General features: G+C 67.5%; 17 protein-coding genes. 7 read left to right on the top strand and 10 right to left on the bottom strand.

Going from position 1 to position 18,029, the window contains the following annotated elements:
- Positions 1 to 59 precede the first annotated feature (59 nt).
- From yjfF to AC069I_RS39490, 6 genes are all read right to left on the bottom strand, one after another.
- Complete coding sequence (gene yjfF / locus AC069I_RS39515; RefSeq protein WP_478226060.1) at positions 60 to 1,043, bottom strand: galactofuranose ABC transporter, permease protein YjfF; 984 nt, start codon at positions 1,041 to 1,043, stop codon at positions 60 to 62.
- Positions 1,040 to 2,077, bottom strand: coding sequence for an ABC transporter permease (locus AC069I_RS39510; RefSeq protein WP_478226059.1), 1,038 nt, complete (start codon positions 2,075 to 2,077; stop codon positions 1,040 to 1,042). The genes yjfF and AC069I_RS39510 overlap by 4 nt, the downstream gene beginning before the upstream one ends.
- The gene (locus tag AC069I_RS39505; protein ID WP_478267707.1) at positions 2,074 to 3,576 is read right to left on the bottom strand and encodes a sugar ABC transporter ATP-binding protein; all 1,503 of its coding nucleotides are present in this window, start codon (positions 3,574 to 3,576) and stop codon (positions 2,074 to 2,076) included. Before AC069I_RS39505 ends, AC069I_RS39510 begins: the two co-directional genes overlap by 4 nt.
- A 22-nt stretch (positions 3,577 to 3,598) precedes the next feature.
- Positions 3,599 to 4,570: an ABC transporter substrate-binding protein gene (locus tag AC069I_RS39500; RefSeq protein WP_478267656.1), complete on the bottom strand. Its 972-nt coding sequence runs from the start codon at positions 4,568 to 4,570 to the stop codon at positions 3,599 to 3,601.
- 78 nt (positions 4,571 to 4,648) lie between these two features.
- Complete coding sequence (locus AC069I_RS39495) at positions 4,649 to 5,662, bottom strand: LacI family DNA-binding transcriptional regulator (protein ID WP_478226057.1); 1,014 nt, start codon at positions 5,660 to 5,662, stop codon at positions 4,649 to 4,651.
- 108 nt (positions 5,663 to 5,770) lie between these two features.
- The gene (locus AC069I_RS39490) at positions 5,771 to 6,817 is read right to left on the bottom strand and encodes a LacI family DNA-binding transcriptional regulator (RefSeq protein WP_478226056.1); all 1,047 of its coding nucleotides are present in this window, start codon (positions 6,815 to 6,817) and stop codon (positions 5,771 to 5,773) included.
- Between the two features lie 224 nt (positions 6,818 to 7,041).
- Between AC069I_RS39490 and AC069I_RS39485 the strand changes: the two genes are divergently transcribed.
- From AC069I_RS39485 to AC069I_RS39470, 4 genes are read left to right on the top strand one after another with little or no spacing between them, the layout of a single operon-like run.
- A complete protein-coding gene (locus AC069I_RS39485) occupies positions 7,042 to 8,343 on the top strand; it encodes an ABC transporter substrate-binding protein (protein WP_478267655.1) in 1,302 nt (433 codons plus the stop codon).
- A gap of 3 nt (positions 8,344 to 8,346) precedes the next feature.
- The gene (locus AC069I_RS39480; RefSeq protein WP_125685060.1) at positions 8,347 to 9,327 is read left to right on the top strand and encodes a carbohydrate ABC transporter permease; all 981 of its coding nucleotides are present in this window, start codon (positions 8,347 to 8,349) and stop codon (positions 9,325 to 9,327) included.
- Positions 9,324 to 10,181, top strand: a complete 858-nt coding sequence (locus AC069I_RS39475) for a carbohydrate ABC transporter permease (protein ID WP_034323760.1) — start codon at positions 9,324 to 9,326, stop codon at positions 10,179 to 10,181. The genes AC069I_RS39480 and AC069I_RS39475 overlap by 4 nt, the downstream gene beginning before the upstream one ends.
- Before the next feature lie 2 nt (positions 10,182 to 10,183).
- On the top strand, positions 10,184 to 11,587 hold the full coding sequence (locus AC069I_RS39470) for a GH1 family beta-glucosidase (RefSeq protein ID WP_478267706.1): 1,404 nt from the start codon (positions 10,184 to 10,186) through the stop codon (positions 11,585 to 11,587).
- A gap of 47 nt (positions 11,588 to 11,634) precedes the next feature.
- Here the strand turns inward: AC069I_RS39470 and AC069I_RS39465 are convergent, their stop codons facing one another.
- Together AC069I_RS39465 and AC069I_RS39460 are read right to left on the bottom strand one after the other, a co-directional pair.
- Positions 11,635 to 12,264 (bottom strand): hypothetical protein, encoded by a 630-nt coding sequence (locus AC069I_RS39465; protein ID WP_478267654.1) that lies wholly within the window; start codon positions 12,262 to 12,264, stop codon positions 11,635 to 11,637.
- A gap of 258 nt (positions 12,265 to 12,522) precedes the next feature.
- The gene (locus tag AC069I_RS39460; protein WP_478267653.1) at positions 12,523 to 12,861 is read right to left on the bottom strand and encodes a hypothetical protein; all 339 of its coding nucleotides are present in this window, start codon (positions 12,859 to 12,861) and stop codon (positions 12,523 to 12,525) included.
- A gap of 345 nt (positions 12,862 to 13,206) precedes the next feature.
- On the opposite strand from AC069I_RS39460, the gene abc-f reads away from it, so the two are divergent.
- A complete protein-coding gene (gene abc-f, locus AC069I_RS39455; RefSeq protein ID WP_478267652.1) occupies positions 13,207 to 14,826 on the top strand; it encodes a ribosomal protection-like ABC-F family protein in 1,620 nt (539 codons plus the stop codon).
- 750 nt (positions 14,827 to 15,576) lie between these two features.
- Here the strand turns inward: abc-f and AC069I_RS39450 are convergent.
- Positions 15,577 to 15,921, bottom strand: a complete 345-nt coding sequence (locus AC069I_RS39450) for an MmcQ/YjbR family DNA-binding protein (protein ID WP_478267651.1) — start codon at positions 15,919 to 15,921, stop codon at positions 15,577 to 15,579.
- Positions 15,922 to 16,045: 124 nt separating this feature from the next.
- Here AC069I_RS39450 and AC069I_RS39445 point away from each other — a divergent pair, with 124 nt between their 5' ends.
- Complete coding sequence (locus tag AC069I_RS39445; protein ID WP_478267650.1) at positions 16,046 to 16,675, top strand: class I SAM-dependent DNA methyltransferase; 630 nt, start codon at positions 16,046 to 16,048, stop codon at positions 16,673 to 16,675.
- A gap of 2 nt (positions 16,676 to 16,677) precedes the next feature.
- Positions 16,678 to 17,472, top strand: a complete 795-nt coding sequence (locus AC069I_RS39440; protein ID WP_478267649.1) for a glycosyltransferase — start codon at positions 16,678 to 16,680, stop codon at positions 17,470 to 17,472.
- On the opposite strand, the gene AC069I_RS39435 is transcribed toward AC069I_RS39440, so the two are convergent.
- Positions 17,390 to 17,986 carry a TetR/AcrR family transcriptional regulator gene (locus AC069I_RS39435; RefSeq protein WP_478233539.1) on the bottom strand — a complete coding sequence of 199 codons (597 nt, stop codon included), beginning with the start codon at positions 17,984 to 17,986 and terminating at the stop codon, positions 17,390 to 17,392. The two genes, AC069I_RS39440 and AC069I_RS39435, sit on opposite strands and share 83 nt — an antisense overlap.
- Positions 17,987 to 18,029: the final 43 nt, after the last annotated feature.

Below are 18,029 nucleotides of genomic sequence, written 5' to 3'. Positions count from 1 at the left end.
ATCACGCGTGTTCCGCCTCCAAGCACGCGAGTTACGGCTCCAAGCACGCGAGTTACGTCCTACGTTGCTCGCCTGCCGACGAGGCGTTGCAGGACGATGAAGGCGAACAGCAGCGCGCCGGTGATGATCGAGGTCCACCAGGAGTTCAGCGTGCCGTCGAAGGTGATCAGGGTCTGGATGACGCCCAGCACCATGATCCCCAGCACCGTCCCGAGGACGTAGCCGGAACCGCCGGTGAGCAACGTGCCACCGATGACGACGGCCGCGATCGCGGTGAGTTCCAGCCCGACGCCGTTGAGCGGATCGCCGGAAGACTTGTACAGCACCAGAAGCAGGCCACCGAGCGCCGAGCAGAACCCACTGAGCGTGTAGACCGAGATCCGCGTGCGGCCGACGTTGAGGCCCATCAGCAGCGCCGACTTCGGGTTCCCGCCGATCGCGTACACCGTCCGGCCGAATCGTGTTCCGTAAAGGATGTATGCGGCGGCGGCGACCACGACCAGCGCGACGACCACGCCGATCGAGATGTGCAACTCCCCGCCGAGCGGGATCTGCGTCTGCGCGAGGCTCGCGACCGTCGGGTCGTCGATCGAGTACGCCTGGGTGCTGATCGTGTAACACAGCCCCCTGGCAAAGAACATCCCGATCAGGGTGGCGATGAACGGCTGGATCTCGAAGACCTGGATCAGCACGCCCATCCCGAAGCCCAGCGCCGCGCCGATCGCCAGGACCGCGGGGATCACCGCGATGACCGACCAGCCCTGGTTCTGCAGCAGGTCGGCGGAGACCACTGTGGACAACGCCACGACCGAACCCACCGACAGGTCGATCCCGCCGGTGAGGATCACGAACGTCATCCCGACGGCGACGACCAGCAGGAACGCGTTGTTGATGAACAGGTCGAGCACGACCTGTCCGGAGCCGAACGCCGTGTAGCTCGACGCGCCGTAAACGTACGCGCCGATGAGCATCGCCATCGTCGCCAGGATCGGCAGATGCCGCTGCCGCGGCCGGTAGCCCTTGATGCGGTCGAGTGTCGTCATACCCCGGCCTCCACCTTCTCCGGCACGACGGCGGCAGGCGGCGGGGCCGCTTTTCGCCGCCGGGCGAGCTTCTTGCGGAACACCGGCGACTGCAACAGGCAGACCGCCAGCACGACCACGGCCTTGAACAGCATGATCGCCTGCGGGGCGATCCCCAGCGCGTACACGGTGGTCGTCAACGTCTGGATGAGCAGTGCGCCGATCACCGAGCCGGTGAGCGAGAACCGGCCACCGGTCAGCAGCGTCCCGCCGATGACGACGGCGAGGATCGCGTCGAGTTCGATGAACTGCCCGGCGTTGTTGCCGTCGGCGCTGTGCACGTTCGCGCTGATCATCAGCCCGGCGATGCCGGCGCAGAGCGCGCAGAAGACGTAGGTGAGCCAGATCAGCCTGGCCGACCGGAGCCCGGCGAGCCTGCCCGCCTCCGGGTTGCCGCCCACCGATTCGACCAGCAGCCCCAGCGCCGACCGGCGGACCAGCACCGCGGCGATGGCGAACACCGCCAGCGCGATGAGGATGGCGCTGGGCAGGCCGAAGGTGAACCCGCTGCCGATCCACTCGTAGGGATGCGAATTGACGGTGATGATCTGGCCGCCGGTGATCAGCTGGGCGATACCGCGGCCCGCGACCATCAGGATCAGGGTCGCGATGATCGGCTGGATGCCCAGTACCGCCACGAGCCAGCCGTTCCACACCCCGAGCGCGAGGGCCAGACCCAGTGCCATCCCGACCGCGGCGAGCGTCCCGCCGAGGCTGTTCTGGTCACCGAGTCCGCTGATGTGGAGACACGCCAGCGCGCCGCTGATCGCCACGACCGCGCCGACGGAGAGGTCGATCCCCCGCGTCGCCACCACCAGGGTCATACCGATCGCGATGAGGATCAGCGGGGCGCCGTTCTTGAGGATGTCGATCAGATTCCCGTAGAGATGCCCGTCGCGGAATTCGATCGCGAAGAACGCCGGGTGCACGATGAGGTCGCCGAGCAGCAGCGCCAGCAGCGCCACGACGGGCCAGAACAACCGATGCTTGGTCATCGTGCGACTCCTTCGGCCATCGTCGCCATGACGCGGTCCGCGGTCAGCGATTCGTTGTCCAGTACGGCGACCACCGCGCGGTCGCGCAGCACGACGACCCGATGGCTCAACCGCAGCACCTCCTCGAGTTCGGCGGAGATGAACACGACGGCCATCCCCTCGCTCGAAAGCCGGGCGACCAGCCGCTGGATCTCCGTCTTGGCGCCGATGTCGATGCCGCGCGTCGGCTCGTCGAGGATCAGCAGCCGGGGTTCGGTGATGAGCCATCTCGCGAGCAGCACCTTCTGCTGGTTGCCGCCACTGAGGTCGCCGACCTTCGCTTCCGCGTTCGCGGGCCGGATGTCGAGCATCTCGATGTAGCGCTCGGCGATCTCGTCCTGCCGCCGCCGCGGGATCGGCCGCGCCCAGCCCCGTGAGGCCTGCAACGCGAGCACGATGTTCTCGCGCACGGTGAGCTCCTCGACGAGTCCTTCGGTCTTGCGGTTCTCCGAACAGAACGCGATCCGATGGTCGAGCCCGGTCCGCGGCGTCTTCAGCGACACCGGCTCGCCGTCGATCCGCACGGAACCGCTGTCCGCGTGATCGGCGCCGAACAACAGCCGCGCCAGTTCGGTGCGGCCCGAACCGAGCAGCCCGGCGAGGCCGACGACCTCGCCCGCCCGGATGTCGAGCGAGAACGGCGCGACACCGCCCTTGCGGCCGACATCGCCCGCTTCGAGGAACACCGGCGCACCGGCGAGGTCGGACCGGCTGTGGCCCGAGTCCTCGATGTCTTCGAGTGCCTCGAGTTCCTTGCCGATCATCCTGGTGACCAGGTCGACCGGGGTGATCTCCTCTGTGCGGTATTCGCCGATCAGCTTCCCGTTGCGCAGCACCGTCATCCGGTCCGCGACGGCGAAGACCTGCTCGATGAAATGGGAGACGAACAGGATCGCCATCCCCTGATCCCGCAGCGAACGCACCACGTTCAGCAGCTGCTCGACCTCGCCGGCGTCCAAACTGGACGTCGGTTCGTCGAGCACGAGGACTCGCGCGTCGACGTCGAGCGCCCTGGCGATCGCGACCAGTTGCTGCACCGCGATCGAGCAGCTGCTCAGCTCGGCCGAAACGTCCACCTCGACGTCCAGCCTGGCCAGCAGCGCGGCCGCCCGGCGGCGCGTCTCACGCCAGTCGATGCGGCCGCGCCGTCGCGGTTCCTTGCCGAGGCAGATGTTCTCCGCCACCGACAGGTTCGGGCAGAGGTTCACTTCCTGGTAGACGGTGCTCACGCCGGAGCGCTGCGCTTCTCCCGGGCCGCTGAACGCGATCCGGGAGCCGTCGAGTTCGATCGTGCCCGCGTCCACCCCGTACACGCCGGTGAGCACTTTGATCAGGGTGGACTTGCCGGCGCCGTTCTCACCCATCAGGGCATGCACTTCGCCGGGGAACATCCGGAAGGAGACGTCGTCGAGGGCGACCACGCCGGGGAATTCCTTCCGGATGTGGCTCATCCGCAGCATCGCGAGGGGTTCTGTCATCGGGTCAGTACTGGCGTTGCGGCAGGGCGGCCTTCGCGGACGCCTGGTCGAATTCGGTCTCGGTGGTCTCGATGCGCGGGGGCACCTGCTCACCGGCGGCGACCTTCTTCACCAGGTCCATCAGCTGCGGGCCGAGGAGCGGGTTGCATTCGACGACGTGGTTGATCTTGCCGTCGGCCAGTGCCTGCAGGGCGTCGCGGACGCCGTCGACCGAGACGATCTTGATGTCCTTGCCGGGCACCTTCCCAGCGGCTTCGATCGCTTCGATGGCGCCGAGGGCCATGTCGTCGTTGTGCGCGTACAACACGTCGATCTTGGGCTGGGACTTCAGGAAGGCCTCCATGACCTCCTTGCCCTTGGCCCGCGTGAACTCACCGGTCTGCGACGCGACGACCTTGAACTTCGGGTTCGACGCGATGACGTCGGCGAAACCCTTCTTGCGGTCGTTCGCCGGCGCGGAGCCGGTGGTGCCCTGCAGTTCCACGATGCTGACGTCGCCTGCCGCCGAGCCGAACTCCTTGGCCAGCCACTCGCCCGCCTTCCTGCCCTCGGCGACGAAGTCCGAACCGAGGAAGGTCTTGTACAGCGACTTGTCCGGCGAATCGACGGCCCGGTCGGTCAGGATCACCGGGATGTTCGCCGTCTTCGCCTCCTTGAGCACGGTGTCCCAGCCGGATTCCACGACCGGCGAGAAGGCGATCACCTTGACCTTCTGCTGGATGTAGGAGCGGATCGCGGCGATCTGGTTCTCCTGCTTCTGCTGCGCGTCGGAGAACTTCAGCTCGATCCCGGCCGCCTTCGCGGACTCCTGGATGGACTTCGTGTTCGCCGTGCGCCAGCCGCTTTCCGCGCCCACCTGGGCGAAGCCGAGGGTGAGGGCGCCGCCGCCACCCGTTCCACCGCCACCGCCGCACGCGGAGAGCAGGAGCAGCCCGGCCACTCCGGCCACGATCGCCGTCCACGGTTTTCTTCCCACATCGACTCCTAGATCCGCACTGATCAGTTGAGTTAGCGTTAACACTTGTGCCTCGAGCCTTGAAGACGGCTCAGTGTGCTACGAAAGACCGGTGCTCTCCCGCACGATCAGTTCGGGGACCACCAGGTCGCGGTCTCGGTTCTCACCACCGTTCATCCGGCGGCGGAGCAGGTCGAACGTGCGCCTGCCGACTTCGACGAAGTCCTGGCGCACCGTCGTCAGCGGCGGTGTGTAGTAGGCCGCCTCGGGAACGTCGTCGAAGCCGACGATCCGCATCTCCCCCGGCACGTTCACCCCGGCTTCGGTGCAGGCACGGAGAAAACCGAGGGCCATCTGGTCGTTCGCCACGAACACCGCGTCCAGGCCCTTTTCGCCGACGAGGGATCGCCCCGCCGCGTACCCGGAACGCGCGCTCCAGTCGCCGCGGATGACGGGCGGGATCCGTGCGCCGTGCCGCTGCAGGGTCTCGCGCCAGCCGCGTTCGCGGTCGAGCGCCTCCAGCCAGTCTTCGGGTCCGGCCACATGCCAGACCGTCTCGTGACCGAGGCCGAGAAGGTGCTCCGTGGCGCGCCGCGCGCCGTCGTACTGGTCGACCGAGATCACCGGGACCGGCGCTTTCTCCCCACCGCCGACCGCGACGAGCGGCACGTCGCTGGGCGCCGCTTCCAGCGCGCGTGCGGCGGTGACATGCGGCGCGATCACGACGATGCCCTCGACGGCCTGGCGGCGCAGGCGCTCCACCGCGTCCGTGATCGACGACCGGCCCGGACGGCTGATGCTGGTTATGGTCGTCGCGTACCCGGCTTCGCGGGCGGCGTGCTCGATACCGCTCAAGGTACTGGCCGGACCGTAGAGATTGGCCTCCAGCGCGACCACGCCGAGCGTGCCCGAGCGGCCGGTGACCAGCGCGCGGGCGACCGAGTTCGGCCGGTAGTCCAGCTGCTCGATGGCGGCGTTGACGCGGACGCGCGTCTCGGCGCGGACCGGCCCGGTGCCATTGATGACCCGCGAGACCGTCATATGCGAAACACCCGCGAGCGCGGCCACGTCGGTGAGACTGGCCTGCTTGCTCTCGGTGGTTTCGCGCGCCATCGCCTGTCTCCCAATCCCGGTACCGTGTGACGAGTGCCGCAAGTGTTAGCGATAACACGAGCCGGGTCAAGCGCTCCCCGAGTCACAGTCGGGTCACGGAGCCCTGGATCAGCTGGAGGCGCGATGCGTGAGCGAGACCGGCAAGATCCGCTGGCGGGGCTTGAGATCCCGGTCGTCCATCACCGCGAGCAGGGTCTCGACCATCACGCGCACCTGCTCCCGCGGGTCCTGGTGGACCGAGGTCAGCGGCGGGTCCATCTCCGGTGCGAGGGTCGCGTTGTCGTCGAAGCTGACGACGGCGACATCCGACGGGATCCGCCGTCCGGCGGAATGCAGGGTGCGGAGCGCGCCGAGGGCCATCATGTCGCTGGCCACGAAGACGGCGTCGAGGTCGGGGCGCCGCGCGAGCAGGTTCGCCATCGCCCTCGCGCCGCCGGTCAGGGTGAAGTCGCCTTCCTCCATCAGGTCCGCCGGGTCGAGCCCGGCGTCGAGGAGGGTCTTGCGCCAGCCGGAGAGCCGGTCGATCGCCGCGCTCTGGTCCTGCGGGCCCGCGATCGTGGCGATCCGGCGGTGGCCGGCCTCGACCAGATGCGCGACCGCGAGCTTCGCGCCGCCCTCGTTGTCGAAGTCGACGACGTGGACACCACGCTTCAACCCGGCCGCCTGCCCGCCGTACACCACCGGGATCCTCAACTGCCGCAACGCCTTGGGCAGCGGATCGGTCCGATGCGGCGCGAAGACCAGTACGCCGTCGACGTGCCCGCCGTCGAGAAACCTGACCGTGCGGTCGAGATCCTCGCGGGTGTCACTGAAGATCAAGACCATCTGGCAGCCGACGTCGGCGAGTTCGCGATAGCCCGCGCGCATGACCGCGGTGCGGTACGGGTCGTCGAGCAGCCGCGCCTCCGGCTCCGAAAGCACGACCGCGACCGCGCCGGTCCGCTTGGTCACCAGCGATCTGGCCGCCTGGTTCGGGGAATAGCCGAGTTCGCGCGCCGCGGCCTGGACCTTCTCGCGGGAGCGCGCGCTGACGTAGCCGTCGTCGTTCAGCGCACGGGACGCCGTCGACCGGCTGACCCCGGCCGACGCGGCGACGTCTTCCAGTGTCGGCCTGCCGTCTTCCCCTGGTCGAGGCCCCACTCGCGCCACCTTCACTCTTCAACTCCATCCGGACACCGACAGCTTAGTGCTCGGCGCGCGACGACACTGAGAGCGCTCCCCTGATGGAAACACTCTCATTACAAGCCCTTGACACGGCCATACCTTGGCGACAGACTCTGCGCATCCTGGGAGCGCTCCCATTTTCTCCTCACCCCATCAGCAAGGGACAAAGACGTGAGAAGAGTCCACCAACCCATCGGCGCAAGGGGTTAAGAACCGTGAGAAGCATCCGGAACGGCCTGGTGCTGGCACTGGGTATCACGATGACGGCGTTCGGACTGGCGGCGTGCGGCGGTGACGACGGCGGGGCCCCCGCCGCGTCGGACCCGAACGCCAAGGTCGAGCTGTCGCTGGCGACGTTCACCGAGTTCGGCTACGAGGAGCTCATCCCCGAGTACGAACGACTGCACCCGAACATCAAGATCACCCACCGCAAGACCGGCCAGGGCGGGCCGTACCACCAGGATCTGATCACGAAACTGGCCGCGGGTTCCGGCCTCGCCGACGTCACCGCCGTCGAGGAAGGGCATCTGTCGAACGTCCTCGACAAGGGCTCGAAGTTCAACGACCTGCCCAAGATCGGCCCGGCGGAGGCGTCCCCCGACCGCTGGCTCAGCTGGAAGTACGACGCGGCGAAGACCAAGGACGGCAAGGTCATCGGCTACGGAACGGACATCGGCCCGCTGGCCATGTGCTACCGCAAGGACATGCTCGAAGCGGCGGGAATGCCGTCCGATCCCGAAGCGGTCAAGCCGTTGTTCGCGACCTGGGACAGCTACTTCGCCGCCGGCGAACAGTACGTCACCAAGACCGGCGGTAAGGCGTGGTTCGACTCGGCCGCGCAGAACTTCAACGCCATGGTCAACCAGCTCCCCACCGGCTACATCGGCAACGACGACAAGCCGACGCTGGAATCGAACCAGGGCATCAAGGACGCCTGGACCAAGGTGACCGGCGCCGTCGCGAAGGGACAGTCGGCCAAGCTGACCGCGTTCAGCAACGAGTGGAACTCCGGATTCAAGCAGGGCGCCTTCGCCACGAAGGTGTGCCCCGCGTGGATGCTCGGCGTGATCGAGGAGCACTCCGGTCCCGAGAACGCCGGCAAATGGGCGGTCACCGCCGCCTTCCCCGGTGGCGGCGGGAACTGGGGTGGCTCGTACCTGACCGTGCCCACGCAGTCGAAGCACCCGAAGGAGGCGGCCGAACTCGCCGCCTGGCTGACCGCGCCCGAGCAGCAGATCAAGGCGTTCAAGGCGAAGGGCACGTTCCCCAGCCAGGTCAAGGCACTGGAAGACCCGGCGCTGCTGAGCGAGACCGACGCCTACTTCGGCGGCGCCAAGATCGGCCAGTTGTTCGCTGAGCAGGCGAAGAAGGTCGCGAAGCCCCAGTACAAGGGCCCCGGCGACGGTCAGATCCAGGAGAACGCGTCGAGCCCGGCGCTGCAGGCCGTCGAACAGGGCAAGTCGGCGGACGAGGGCTGGACGCAACTGCTCGACGCCGCGAAGAAGATCACGCGCTGACCGATGACCGTCGTCGACAAGATCGCGCCGGACGAGGAGAAGGCCGGGGTGCGCACGTCGCCCCGGCCCACCCTCCGCCATCGGCTGAGCCGGTGGGACGTCAAGGTCTCGCCGTACCTCTACATCGCCCCGTTCTTCGTCGTGTTCGGGATCGTCGGGCTGTTCCCGCTGCTCTACACGGCGTACGTGTCCCTGTTCAGCTGGGAGGCGGGTGACGACAACCCGGTTTTCATCGGACTGGACAACTTCAAGGAGTTGTTCGCCGACACGCAGTTCTGGAACGCGCTCGAGAACACCGTCAGCATCTTCCTGCTCTCCAGCGTTCCGCAGCTGATCATCGCGGTGCTCCTGGCGGCGCTGCTGAGCGCCAGGCTCCGCGGGGCGACCGGCTGGCGCGTCGGCGTCCTACTCCCCTACGCCGCCAGCCTGGTCGCGCTCGGGATCATCTTCGCGAATCTGTTCGGGCCGAAGTACGGGCTGGTCAACGGTCTGCTGCAGACGATCGGGCTCGATCCGGTCGACTGGCAGGCAGGCCGGTTCAGCAGCCACGCCGCGATCGCGATCATGGTGAACTGGCGCTGGACCGGGTACAACGCGCTGATCGTGCTCGCGGCGATGCAGGCCATCCCGAAGGAACTGCACGAGGCCGCACTGATCGACGGAGCGGGCGCCGCACGCCGGTTCTTCAGCATCACGCTCCCCCTGCTGAAGCCGACGCTGATCTTCGTCACGATCACCTCGACGATCGGCGGACTGCAGATCTTCACCGAGCCCAAGCTGTTCGACGCCATGCCGGGCTCGAACAACGGCGGTTCGTCCAACCAGTTCCAGACCGTGACGCTGTACCTGTACCAAACGGCCTTCGAGAACTACGAACTCGGTTATGCCTCGGCGATCGCGTGGGTGCTGTTCGTGATCATCGTGCTCATCGCGCTGGTGAACTTCTTCCTCACCGGCAGGCTCACGGCGGTGAAGAAGAAATGACAGTGATCCACAGTGGACTCAAGCGAGGCGTTTCGGCACTGGGCAAGCCGCGCAGGGCGACCTACGTCGTGCTCACCATCTTCGTGCTGGGCTCGCTCTTCCCGTTCTACTGGTCGTTCCTGGTCGCCAGCCGGGACAGCGGGATGCTCACCGAACGGGTCCCGCCCTTCCTGCCCGGCGGGAACTTCTTCGCCAACGCGGCGAGGGTGTTCGACACCGTGCCGTTCTGGAAGGCGCTCGCGAACAGCCTGATCGTGTCCGGCACGGTCACCCTCACCACGGTGCTGTTCTCGTCACTGGCCGGGTTCGCCTTCGCCAAACTGCGGTTCCGCGGCCGGAACGGGCTGTTCGTGTTCATCGTCATCACCCTCGCCGTACCGACCCAGCTCGGCATCATCCCGCTGTTCATGGCGATGTCGGAGTTCGGCTGGGCAGGCGGATTGCAGTCGGTGATCGTGCCGAACCTGGTGACCGCGTTCGGCGTCTTCTGGATGCGTCAGTACACAGTGGACGCCGTACCGTACGAACTGATCGAGGCGGCGCGCGTCGACGGCTGCAGCATGATCCGGATCTTCTGGAACGTCTGCCTGCCCGCGGTCCGGCCGGCGGCGGCGATCCTGGCGATGTTCACGTTCATGACGTCGTGGAACGACTTCCTCTGGCCGCTCGTGGTGCTGGACGCCGGCAACCCCACCGTCCAGCTGGCGCTGGAGAAGCTGCAGAGCGGTTACTACGTCGACTATTCGCTGGTGCTGGCCGGGACCACCCTGGCCACCATCCCGATCCTGATCGTCTTCCTCCTCCTCGGCCGCCAGATCGTGGCCGGGATCATGCAAGGTGCCGTGAAAGGGTGACCATGTCCGCTCATCCCGACAGTGTCCGGGCGAAGACCGCGCTCCTGTTCCCGCCCGGATTCGTGTGGGGCGCCGCCACCGCGGCCTTCCAGGTCGAAGGGGCGACGGCCGCCGACGGCCGGACCGACTCGATCTGGGACGTCTTCGCCCGCCGTCCCGGTGCCGTCGTCGGCGGCGACACCGGGGAGCCGGGCGCCGATCATTACCGGCGCTATGCCGAAGACGTCGATCTGATGCGACGGCTCGGGCTCGGCGCGTACCGGTTTTCGCTGTCGTGGCCGCGGATCCGGCCCGGCGGCGGCGCGCCGAATCCGCGGGGTCTCGCGTTCTACGACCGGCTCGTCGACAAGCTGCTCGAGGCCGGAGTCGAACCCTGGGCGACGCTGTATCACTGGGATCTCCCCCAGTCGCTTGAAGACGAGGGCGGCTGGGCGGCACGCGAGACCGCCTTCCGGTTCGCCGAATACGCCGAAACGGTCGTGGCGCGCCTGGGCGACCGGGTACCGCGCTGGTCCACCCTGAACGAGCCGTGGTGCGCCGCGATGCTGGGCTACGCGCGCGGAATCCACGCGCCCGGCAGGCAGGAACCCCGCGCCGCCGTCGCGGCCGCGCACCACCTGCTGCTGGGACACGGACTGGCGATGGACGTCCTGCGGCGACACGCGCCTGCCGCGTCGTCGGGGATAACGCTGAACCTGTACCCGGTGTCGGCGGTCGATCCTTCGTCCACTGTGGACTCCGAAGCCGCGCGCCGGATCGACGGCCTGCAGAACCGGCTGTTCCTGGATCCGGTGCTTCGTGGCTCCTACCCCGAGGACCTGCTGACCGACCTGGCGCCGCTCGGTATCGGAGAGCTGGTGCGGGACGGTGACCTCGCGACCATCGCCACTCCGATCGACTGGCTGGGCATCAACTACTACCGCGGCTACCAGGTCGCGGGCACCCCGCTGCCCGGCAGTGAACCGGCGGGCGCCGACTGGCTAGGCTCCCCCGACGTCCATTTCGTGCCCGACGAAGCGGCGCCCCGCACCGACTCCGGCTGGGAGGTCCAGCCATCGCGGCTCACCGAGTGCCTCCTCCGGGTCCATCGCGAGTATCGGCCGATCCCGTTGTACATCACCGAGAACGGCGCGTCCTATCCGGACGCGTTGATCGGCGGGGATATCGCGGACACCGACCGGATCGCCTTCCTCGACTCGCATCTGCGTGCCGCGTACGAGGCGATCGAGGCGGGCGTCGACCTGCGCGGCTACTTCTATTGGTCACTGCTCGACAACTTCGAGTGGGCCGAGGGGTACGGCAAACGGTTCGGTCTCGTCCACGTCGATTACGCGACGCAGCGGCGGACGCCGAAGCAGAGCGCGCTCTGGTACGCCCGGGCGATCAGTCTCAACGGGCTGGGCTGAGGGCAAGTGTCAGGAAAGGGTCGTTCAGGACGACCCTTTCCTGACCTTTACGCGCGGGAGCGCTCGGCGCGTTCCGCGAAGACACGGTCGGCGGCTCGCCGGTCCTGCCCGTCGGCCCGGAACCCGTTGACGCAGCCGGGCACGTCCGCGGTGGAAGTGCAGTTGTCCGGCCGGTTGCCACTCAACCCGGCCCCAGGTTCGCCCGCGACGTTGTCGCTGACGGTCCCGCCGTCGAGCGTGAGACTGTCATCGAACACGCTGAGTCCGCCGCCTCGACCTCCGTAACCGCAGATCCCGGAGTACCCGCCCGGCCCCGCGACGCCGGCATCACCGCCGCGTCCCGCATGGTTTCCGGTGATGGTGGTGCGGGTGATGACCGGATTCAGCAGCACACCGGGGCTGGTCGACATGATCAGGCCGCCGCCCGTGCCGCCGCTGCCGCCGTGTCCGGCTCCGCCGCCCTCCGAGCCTCCCGCGCCGCCCTTGCCCCCGCTCCCGGCACTGTTGCCGGTGACGACGCTGTCGGTGAGCCGCAGGACGGTGCCGCTGAGCACGTCGACACCGGCGCCGAAGCCGGCTGAACCGCCTCGTCCACCCGCCTTGGCTGCCACCCCGTTCCCGCCCGGGCCACCGGAGCCGGAGGCGTTGCCGGTGATCGAACTGCAGGTGATCGTCAACTCTGTCCGAGCGGAGGCGTAGGAGGAAATCCCACCGCCGGAGCCTCCGGAGCCGGCGGCGTTGCCACTGATGACGCTGTCGGTGATGGTCAGCGAACCCCAGTTCTTGATACCGCCGCCGGAGCCGCCCGGGTTCGCGTCTCCATAGGAGTTGGTCCCGACACCGTCAGGAGCATGACCGCCCGCGATCGTGACCTCGTTGAGGGTCAGGTCGCCCCAATTGTTGATGATGCGGAATCGGGGCGCGTCCTTGGCGCGTTAGATGGTGGCGTGATTACCGTTGACGGTGAGCTTTCCCTCGTTGGAGGGCAGCCCGGCACTCCAGTAGACATCGGCGACCGCGGTGAGCGTGTAGACGCACTTCGCCGCCAGGGACAGCGTGTCCGGCCCGGGGGTGGCGTTGGCCTCGGCGATGGCCTGGACCAACGCGGCGGAGTCGCAGGGAACGGCGATTTCGGCGGCATGCGCCGGTGGAGCGACCAGGGCGAACGCCCCCAGTGCGGTTACCGTGGTCGCGATTCGTCTTCGGGTTCCGGCATTCGACATCATCGGAAAACCTCCCAGATCAAGGAATCGGGTGATGGCCATCGAGAACATTAGGAATCCCGCCTTCACCCCTCAATGAATATGATTCCAACCACACGATTACCGATCATCGGGAATCATGGTGAATGAATGAATGAACACCGGATTTCGCGCCTTGCCGACGCCGCGCCGAGGGATTGCGGTGGCCACACTCCGGCAGGTCTTGTTATCGTAGGTGCGGACCTGATCGACGAGCAGTGGAGACCAGACGTGGCAGGTGAAGACGACATCTCCGGGTGAGCCGGAGTCGGCGGGCCACCGGCGTTGACGCCGACGTGGCCTCTTTGTCGTCCCCTCAAACCACGTCCACCGCGGTGCAGCCTCAAGGCGCCCGCTGTCTTTCACGAGGTCATTTCCATGTCAGACGCCTTCGTCGTCGTGTCCGCCCTCTCCTTCTCCTGGCCGGATGACACCCCGGTCTTCGACGACCTGTCCTTCACCGTGCCCGGTGGCCGCACCGGTCTGGTCGCGCCGAACGGGGCGGGCAAGAGCACGCTCCTCAAACTGATCGCCGGAGAGCTGCGACCGGTGTCGGGGTCGGTCTCCACCCACGGAGTCCTCGGCTATCTGCCGCAGTCTCTGCCCCTCACCGCCGACCTGAACGTGGCCGAAGTACTGGGGATCGCACCGCAGCTCGCGGCGCTGAGCGCGATCGAGTCCGGCGACGCGAGTGAAGAGCACTTCACCACCATCGGGAACGACTGGGACATCGAGGAGCGCACCCGCGCCCAGCTCGATCGGCTCGGCCTCGACGGCATCTCGCTGGACCGGAGCCTGCGTACGTTGAGCGGCGGGCAGATAATCTCCCTCGGCCTGGCCGCGCAATTGCTGAAGCGGCCCGACATCCTGCTGCTGGACGAACCGACCAACAACCTCGACCTCGACGCCCGCCGCAAGCTCTACGGGGTGCTCGAAGACTGGTCCGGCTGCCTGCTGCTGGTGAGTCACGACCGGGAACTGCTCGACCGGATGGACCGGATCGCCGAACTCGACCGCGGCGATCTCAGGTACCACGGCGGGAACTTCACCCAGTACGAAGCGGCGGTCAAGGCCGAGCAAGAGGTCGCCGAGCGCAACGTCCGCAGCGCCGAACAAGAGGTCAAACGCGAGAAACGGGAGATGCAGCAAGCCCGCGAGCGGGCGGCGCGCCGGGCGGGCAACGCCGCCAGGAACCTGGGCAACGCCGGACTGCCGAAGCTCTTCGCCGGCACCATGAAACGCAACGCCCAGGAGTCCGCGGGCAAGGCGAACGAGACACACGCCGCGCGGGTCAGCGAAGCGAAGAACCGCCTCGACGAGGCCGAACGTTCCCTCCGCGACGACCAGAAGATCGCGCTCATCCTGCCGGGCACCAACGTCCCCACCGGGCGCACGATGTTCCACGGCGAGCACATCCAAGTCCGCTACGGCGACCGGAACGTCTTCGCGGGCGACGGAGTCGACCTGACGATCCGCGGCCCCGAAAGGATCGCCCTGACCGGCGGAAACGGGACCGGCAAGTCAACCCTCCTCCGGGTGCTCAAGGGAGACCTCACGCCCGACAGTGGCGTGGTGAAGCGAGCCGAAGGGCGGATCGCGTACCTCTCCCAGCGGCTCGACCTGCTGGACTTAGGCCGGACCATCGCCGAGAACTTCGCCGCGTTCGCCCCGAACCTCCCCGAGTCACAGCGAATGACCCTGCTCGCCCGCTTCCTGTTCCGAGGCGCGCGAAGCCAGCTTCCCGTCGGCGTGCTCTCCGGAGGCGAACGCCTGCGGGCCACCCTGGCCTGCGTCCTGTTCGCCGAACCCGCGCCGCAACTCCTGCTGCTGGACGAGCCGACCAACAATCTCGACCTGGTCAGCGTCGGGCAATTGGAGAGCGCGTTGGGGGCGTATCAAGGGGCTTTCGTGGTCGTCAGCCATGACGAGCGGTTCCTTCGGGAGATCAAGGTGGATCGGCGGGTGCGGTTGACCGGCGGGACTCTCGTGGAGTCGTGAGGTCTCTGCGGCCGGGTATGTGAGTGGCCTCGGGCCCTGATTCGAAACGCCCAGCAACACCTCCACCACCACTGACCCCGAGGAGCCCGCCAGCCCCCTCGCCATGCCCACGTCGACTCGGAATAGAGAAAAGGCGCCCTCGCCGGGCCCCTGATATCCGTGAAGGCTTCCTTGAGGGACCCAGAGTCACGGCGCCGCCAGGCTTCGAGACAACGCAGGACGCCGTTGATGAGGGATTCGGGACGTTCAATGTCCCCAATCCCTCATCGACGAAACCGCCGGCCGCACAGGTGGGTGGACAAATACGAATCCGTCAAGGAGGGCTTCACGGACTCCAAACCCGACAACCACCCCGGCACAGTCACGCGAGCAGGTAGCGAAGGCCCCCTTCCCTACCCTCAAGGTAGGCAAGGAGGCCTTCACGGACCACCGACCGCTTCCTCCCGTCCACACCCGACCGCAAAACAAAAAACCGCCACCGAACCGGCGACGGGCGAGGAAAGAAAAGGTCCCGCTTCCGCTCAGCGAAGGCTGGGGGTTCCTGCGAGCAGGAAGCGGGAGTTTGTGGCCGGTACGGGGGCCGCCTCTCGGCGAGTGGCTCAACACGGCTCCGGCCGAACCGGTATTCCGTGAAGGCGAAGGGTGAGGCCCGGGGGCACCATCCGTACCGACACTCTCTACAACGCCACGGCTCGGAAAATGTTCCCCGCGAAAAAAGTGACGCGCGTCAACACACGAATGCGGTAACGCTCAGCAGGGTGGCGGAACCAGATCCACCAGTTCTTCGGGAGCGGAGAGCCGCCATGCCTCGTAGACCAATTCGTTCAGCTCGTCGGATTCGATGCCGTCGAGGTACACCACCACCCAGCCGAATCCCCCGGCCGTGAACTGCACCTCGAAGACGTCGGGCCGTTCGGCCACGAGGGCTTCCTGTTCCGAGAGCGTCTGCTTCAGGCCGACGGTCTGGGTCCGCGGCCAGTAGTAGCCGAACCGCTTCCCGCGCACGCTGAACGACTCCCACTCCTTCGCGTCGGATCGCTCGACGTCGGCGAGCGACTTCAGCATCCGGTGGAACTCGTCACTCGACACGCTCATCTTGAACCCCAAACCCCAGTAACTCCGTCGGCTCCAGTCTAAGGGCCCGGGTGGGCCCGTCCTTTGAGGACGTCGATCGGTAGATTCGCCGGAGGGAGAGCCACTCGATCCGGGGAGCTGCGCAATGGACCGACCGGTCACGGCGGCAGAGCTGTTCGACGCCATCGGTTCCGCTTACGAGGACGTCTTCGGACGGGCGCCGGCGGTTGACAGGGCGGTGCGGCATCTGCTGGACAGCTTGCCGCCGTCGTCGAGGGTGCTCGACATCGGAAGCGGAACGGGAAGGCCGGTGGCCGAGGACCTGTCTTCCGCCGGTCATCGGGTGACCGGGCTCGACGTGTCGCCGGTGATGATCGATCTCGCGCGTGAGCAGGTTCCCGCAGCCACCTTCGTCCACGCCGACGTGCGGGAATGGACCTCGCCGTCCGAATCTTGGGAGGCCGTCTGCGCCTTCTTCCCCTTCCTCCAGATGCCGCGCGCGGACACCGAAGCCGTGCTCACCGACATCGGGCGCTGGCTGGTGCCGGGCGGGCTCTTCGCTCTGGTCACCGTTCCGCGCGACGCCGAGGACGTGCCGGCGGAGTTCTTCGGCCGCACCTTCCTCGAGACCAGTTTCGCCCCGGACGACCTCGTCCGGCGGGTCGAGGCGGCCGGGCTGGAGGTCACCGGCACCCATTCGGAGCTCTTCACCGCGGACGAGCCAGGGACACCGCCGGAGGAGCACCTCCTGGTCCTCGCCCGCCGCCCGGAGTGAGCATGCCGGTCGTCAGCGTGATCACCCCGGTCCACCCGCCGAGCCTGCCGTACTTGACCGAGGCGTACGAATCCCTCGCCGCGCAGGAACTACCGCCGGACTGGAGCTGGGAATGGCTGGTACAGGAGGACGGCGAGACCGGCCTGCTCGACGGCGTCCTCCCCGCGGACGAGCGCGTCCTGCCCGGCTCGGGGCGCCCAGGCGGTCCCGGAGTCGCGCGGATGATGGCTCTGTCACGCGCCTCCGGGGAGCTGATCAAGGCACTCGACGCGGACGACCTCTTGGCGCCAGGCGCGCTCGCACGAGACATCGCGGCGCTGGAGGACCCCGAGGTCGGCTGGACGACCTGCCGGGTTCTCGACCTCTTTCCGGATGGGACCACGGCCGGCGTCGACAGCGATCCCGGCGAGGGACGGATCGAACGCGGCGCGATCCTGCGCCACTGGCGGCGCAACGGCTACGTGTCGGCGGTGGTGGCCGGGACGCTGTGCATCCGCCGCGACCTTCTGCTGGATCTGGGCGGCTGGATGGCGCTGCCCGCGTCGGAGGACACCGGGCTGATCCTCGCCGCCAACGCCTGCTCCGACGGCTACTTCGTCTCCACGTGCGGCATGTTCTACCGGAAGTGGGCCGGTCAGGTCACCCGGTCCGCGGCGCACAACGACGACGGCGAGCGGCTCGCGCGGATGAAGCTGATCGAGGAACGCGCCGAGGTCATGTTGGCACGTCGACGATGTCGAGCAACGCCTTCGCGCAGAGATCCCGGATCTGGTCCCGGGTCAGCTTCCGGTACTTGAGCCAGTCGAGGCACACCGCGACGACGAAGGCCAGCCAGCCCCGCACGAGCACCCGCAGGGCCTCCGGCGGCTCGCCCTCCGGGCACAGCACCTCCAGGATCCGGCGTCCCTGCTCGGCGAAGTTGTTGTCCACGACTTCACGCACGCCGTCGACGGCGATCGACGTGCCCGAGTGCAGTGCCCGGTAGCCGTCCTCGTTGGCTTCGACGTAGCGCAGGTACGCGTCGAGGCCGGCCGTCAGTTGCTCCGCGACCGGGAGCGTGGGATCGGACTTGGTCATCTCGAGCAGGCGCTCGCCCTCTGACCTGATGACCTCGGTGACGAAGTCCCGTTTCGTCGGGAAGTAGTGGTACAGCAGCCCCCGGGAGACCTCGGCGATATCCGCGACCTGCTCGATCCACACATCGTCGTACGGCCGCTCCGCGAACAGGCGGGCGCCGATCCGCAGCAGCTGTTCCCGCCGCTCGGCGGTGCTCAGCCTGCTGCGGGGCTTCCCGGAAGTACTCGGCGCCATCCGGGCATCGTACTTACTTGACACGAGTTCAGTAACAGGCCAC

The sequence above is a fragment of the Amycolatopsis sp. NPDC043885 genome (genome assembly GCF_056435685.1).
Note: the sequence above shows the minus strand (reverse complement) of the source record. Positions and strands in the feature narration are given on the sequence as shown.

Bases quoted from the DNA above. Each gene is read 5' to 3' on its own strand.
- AC069I_RS39495 (WP_478226057.1), bottom strand. From the start codon at position 5,662: ATGGCGCGCGAAACCACCGAGAGCAAGCAGGCCAGTCTCACCGACGTG.
- yjfF (WP_478226060.1), bottom strand. From the start codon at position 1,043: ATGACGACACTCGACCGCATCAAGGGCTACCGGCCGCGGCAGCGGCAT.
- AC069I_RS39470 (WP_478267706.1), top strand. From the start codon at position 10,184: ATGTCCGCTCATCCCGACAGTGTCCGGGCGAAGACCGCGCTCCTGTTC.
- AC069I_RS39510 (WP_478226059.1), bottom strand. From the start codon at position 2,077: ATGACCAAGCATCGGTTGTTCTGGCCCGTCGTGGCGCTGCTGGCGCTG.
- AC069I_RS39460 (WP_478267653.1), bottom strand. From the start codon at position 12,861: ATGTTCTCGATGGCCATCACCCGATTCCTTGATCTGGGAGGTTTTCCG.
- AC069I_RS39445 (WP_478267650.1), top strand. From the start codon at position 16,046: ATGGACCGACCGGTCACGGCGGCAGAGCTGTTCGACGCCATCGGTTCC.
- AC069I_RS39505 (WP_478267707.1), bottom strand. From the start codon at position 3,576: ATGCTGCGGATGAGCCACATCCGGAAGGAATTCCCCGGCGTGGTCGCC.
- abc-f (WP_478267652.1), top strand. From the start codon at position 13,207: ATGTCAGACGCCTTCGTCGTCGTGTCCGCCCTCTCCTTCTCCTGGCCG.
- AC069I_RS39435 (WP_478233539.1), bottom strand. From the start codon at position 17,986: ATGGCGCCGAGTACTTCCGGGAAGCCCCGCAGCAGGCTGAGCACCGCC.
- AC069I_RS39480 (WP_125685060.1), top strand. From the start codon at position 8,347: ATGACCGTCGTCGACAAGATCGCGCCGGACGAGGAGAAGGCCGGGGTG.
- AC069I_RS39440 (WP_478267649.1), top strand. From the start codon at position 16,678: ATGCCGGTCGTCAGCGTGATCACCCCGGTCCACCCGCCGAGCCTGCCG.
- AC069I_RS39450 (WP_478267651.1), bottom strand. From the start codon at position 15,921: ATGAGCGTGTCGAGTGACGAGTTCCACCGGATGCTGAAGTCGCTCGCC.
- AC069I_RS39475 (WP_034323760.1), top strand. From the start codon at position 9,324: ATGACAGTGATCCACAGTGGACTCAAGCGAGGCGTTTCGGCACTGGGC.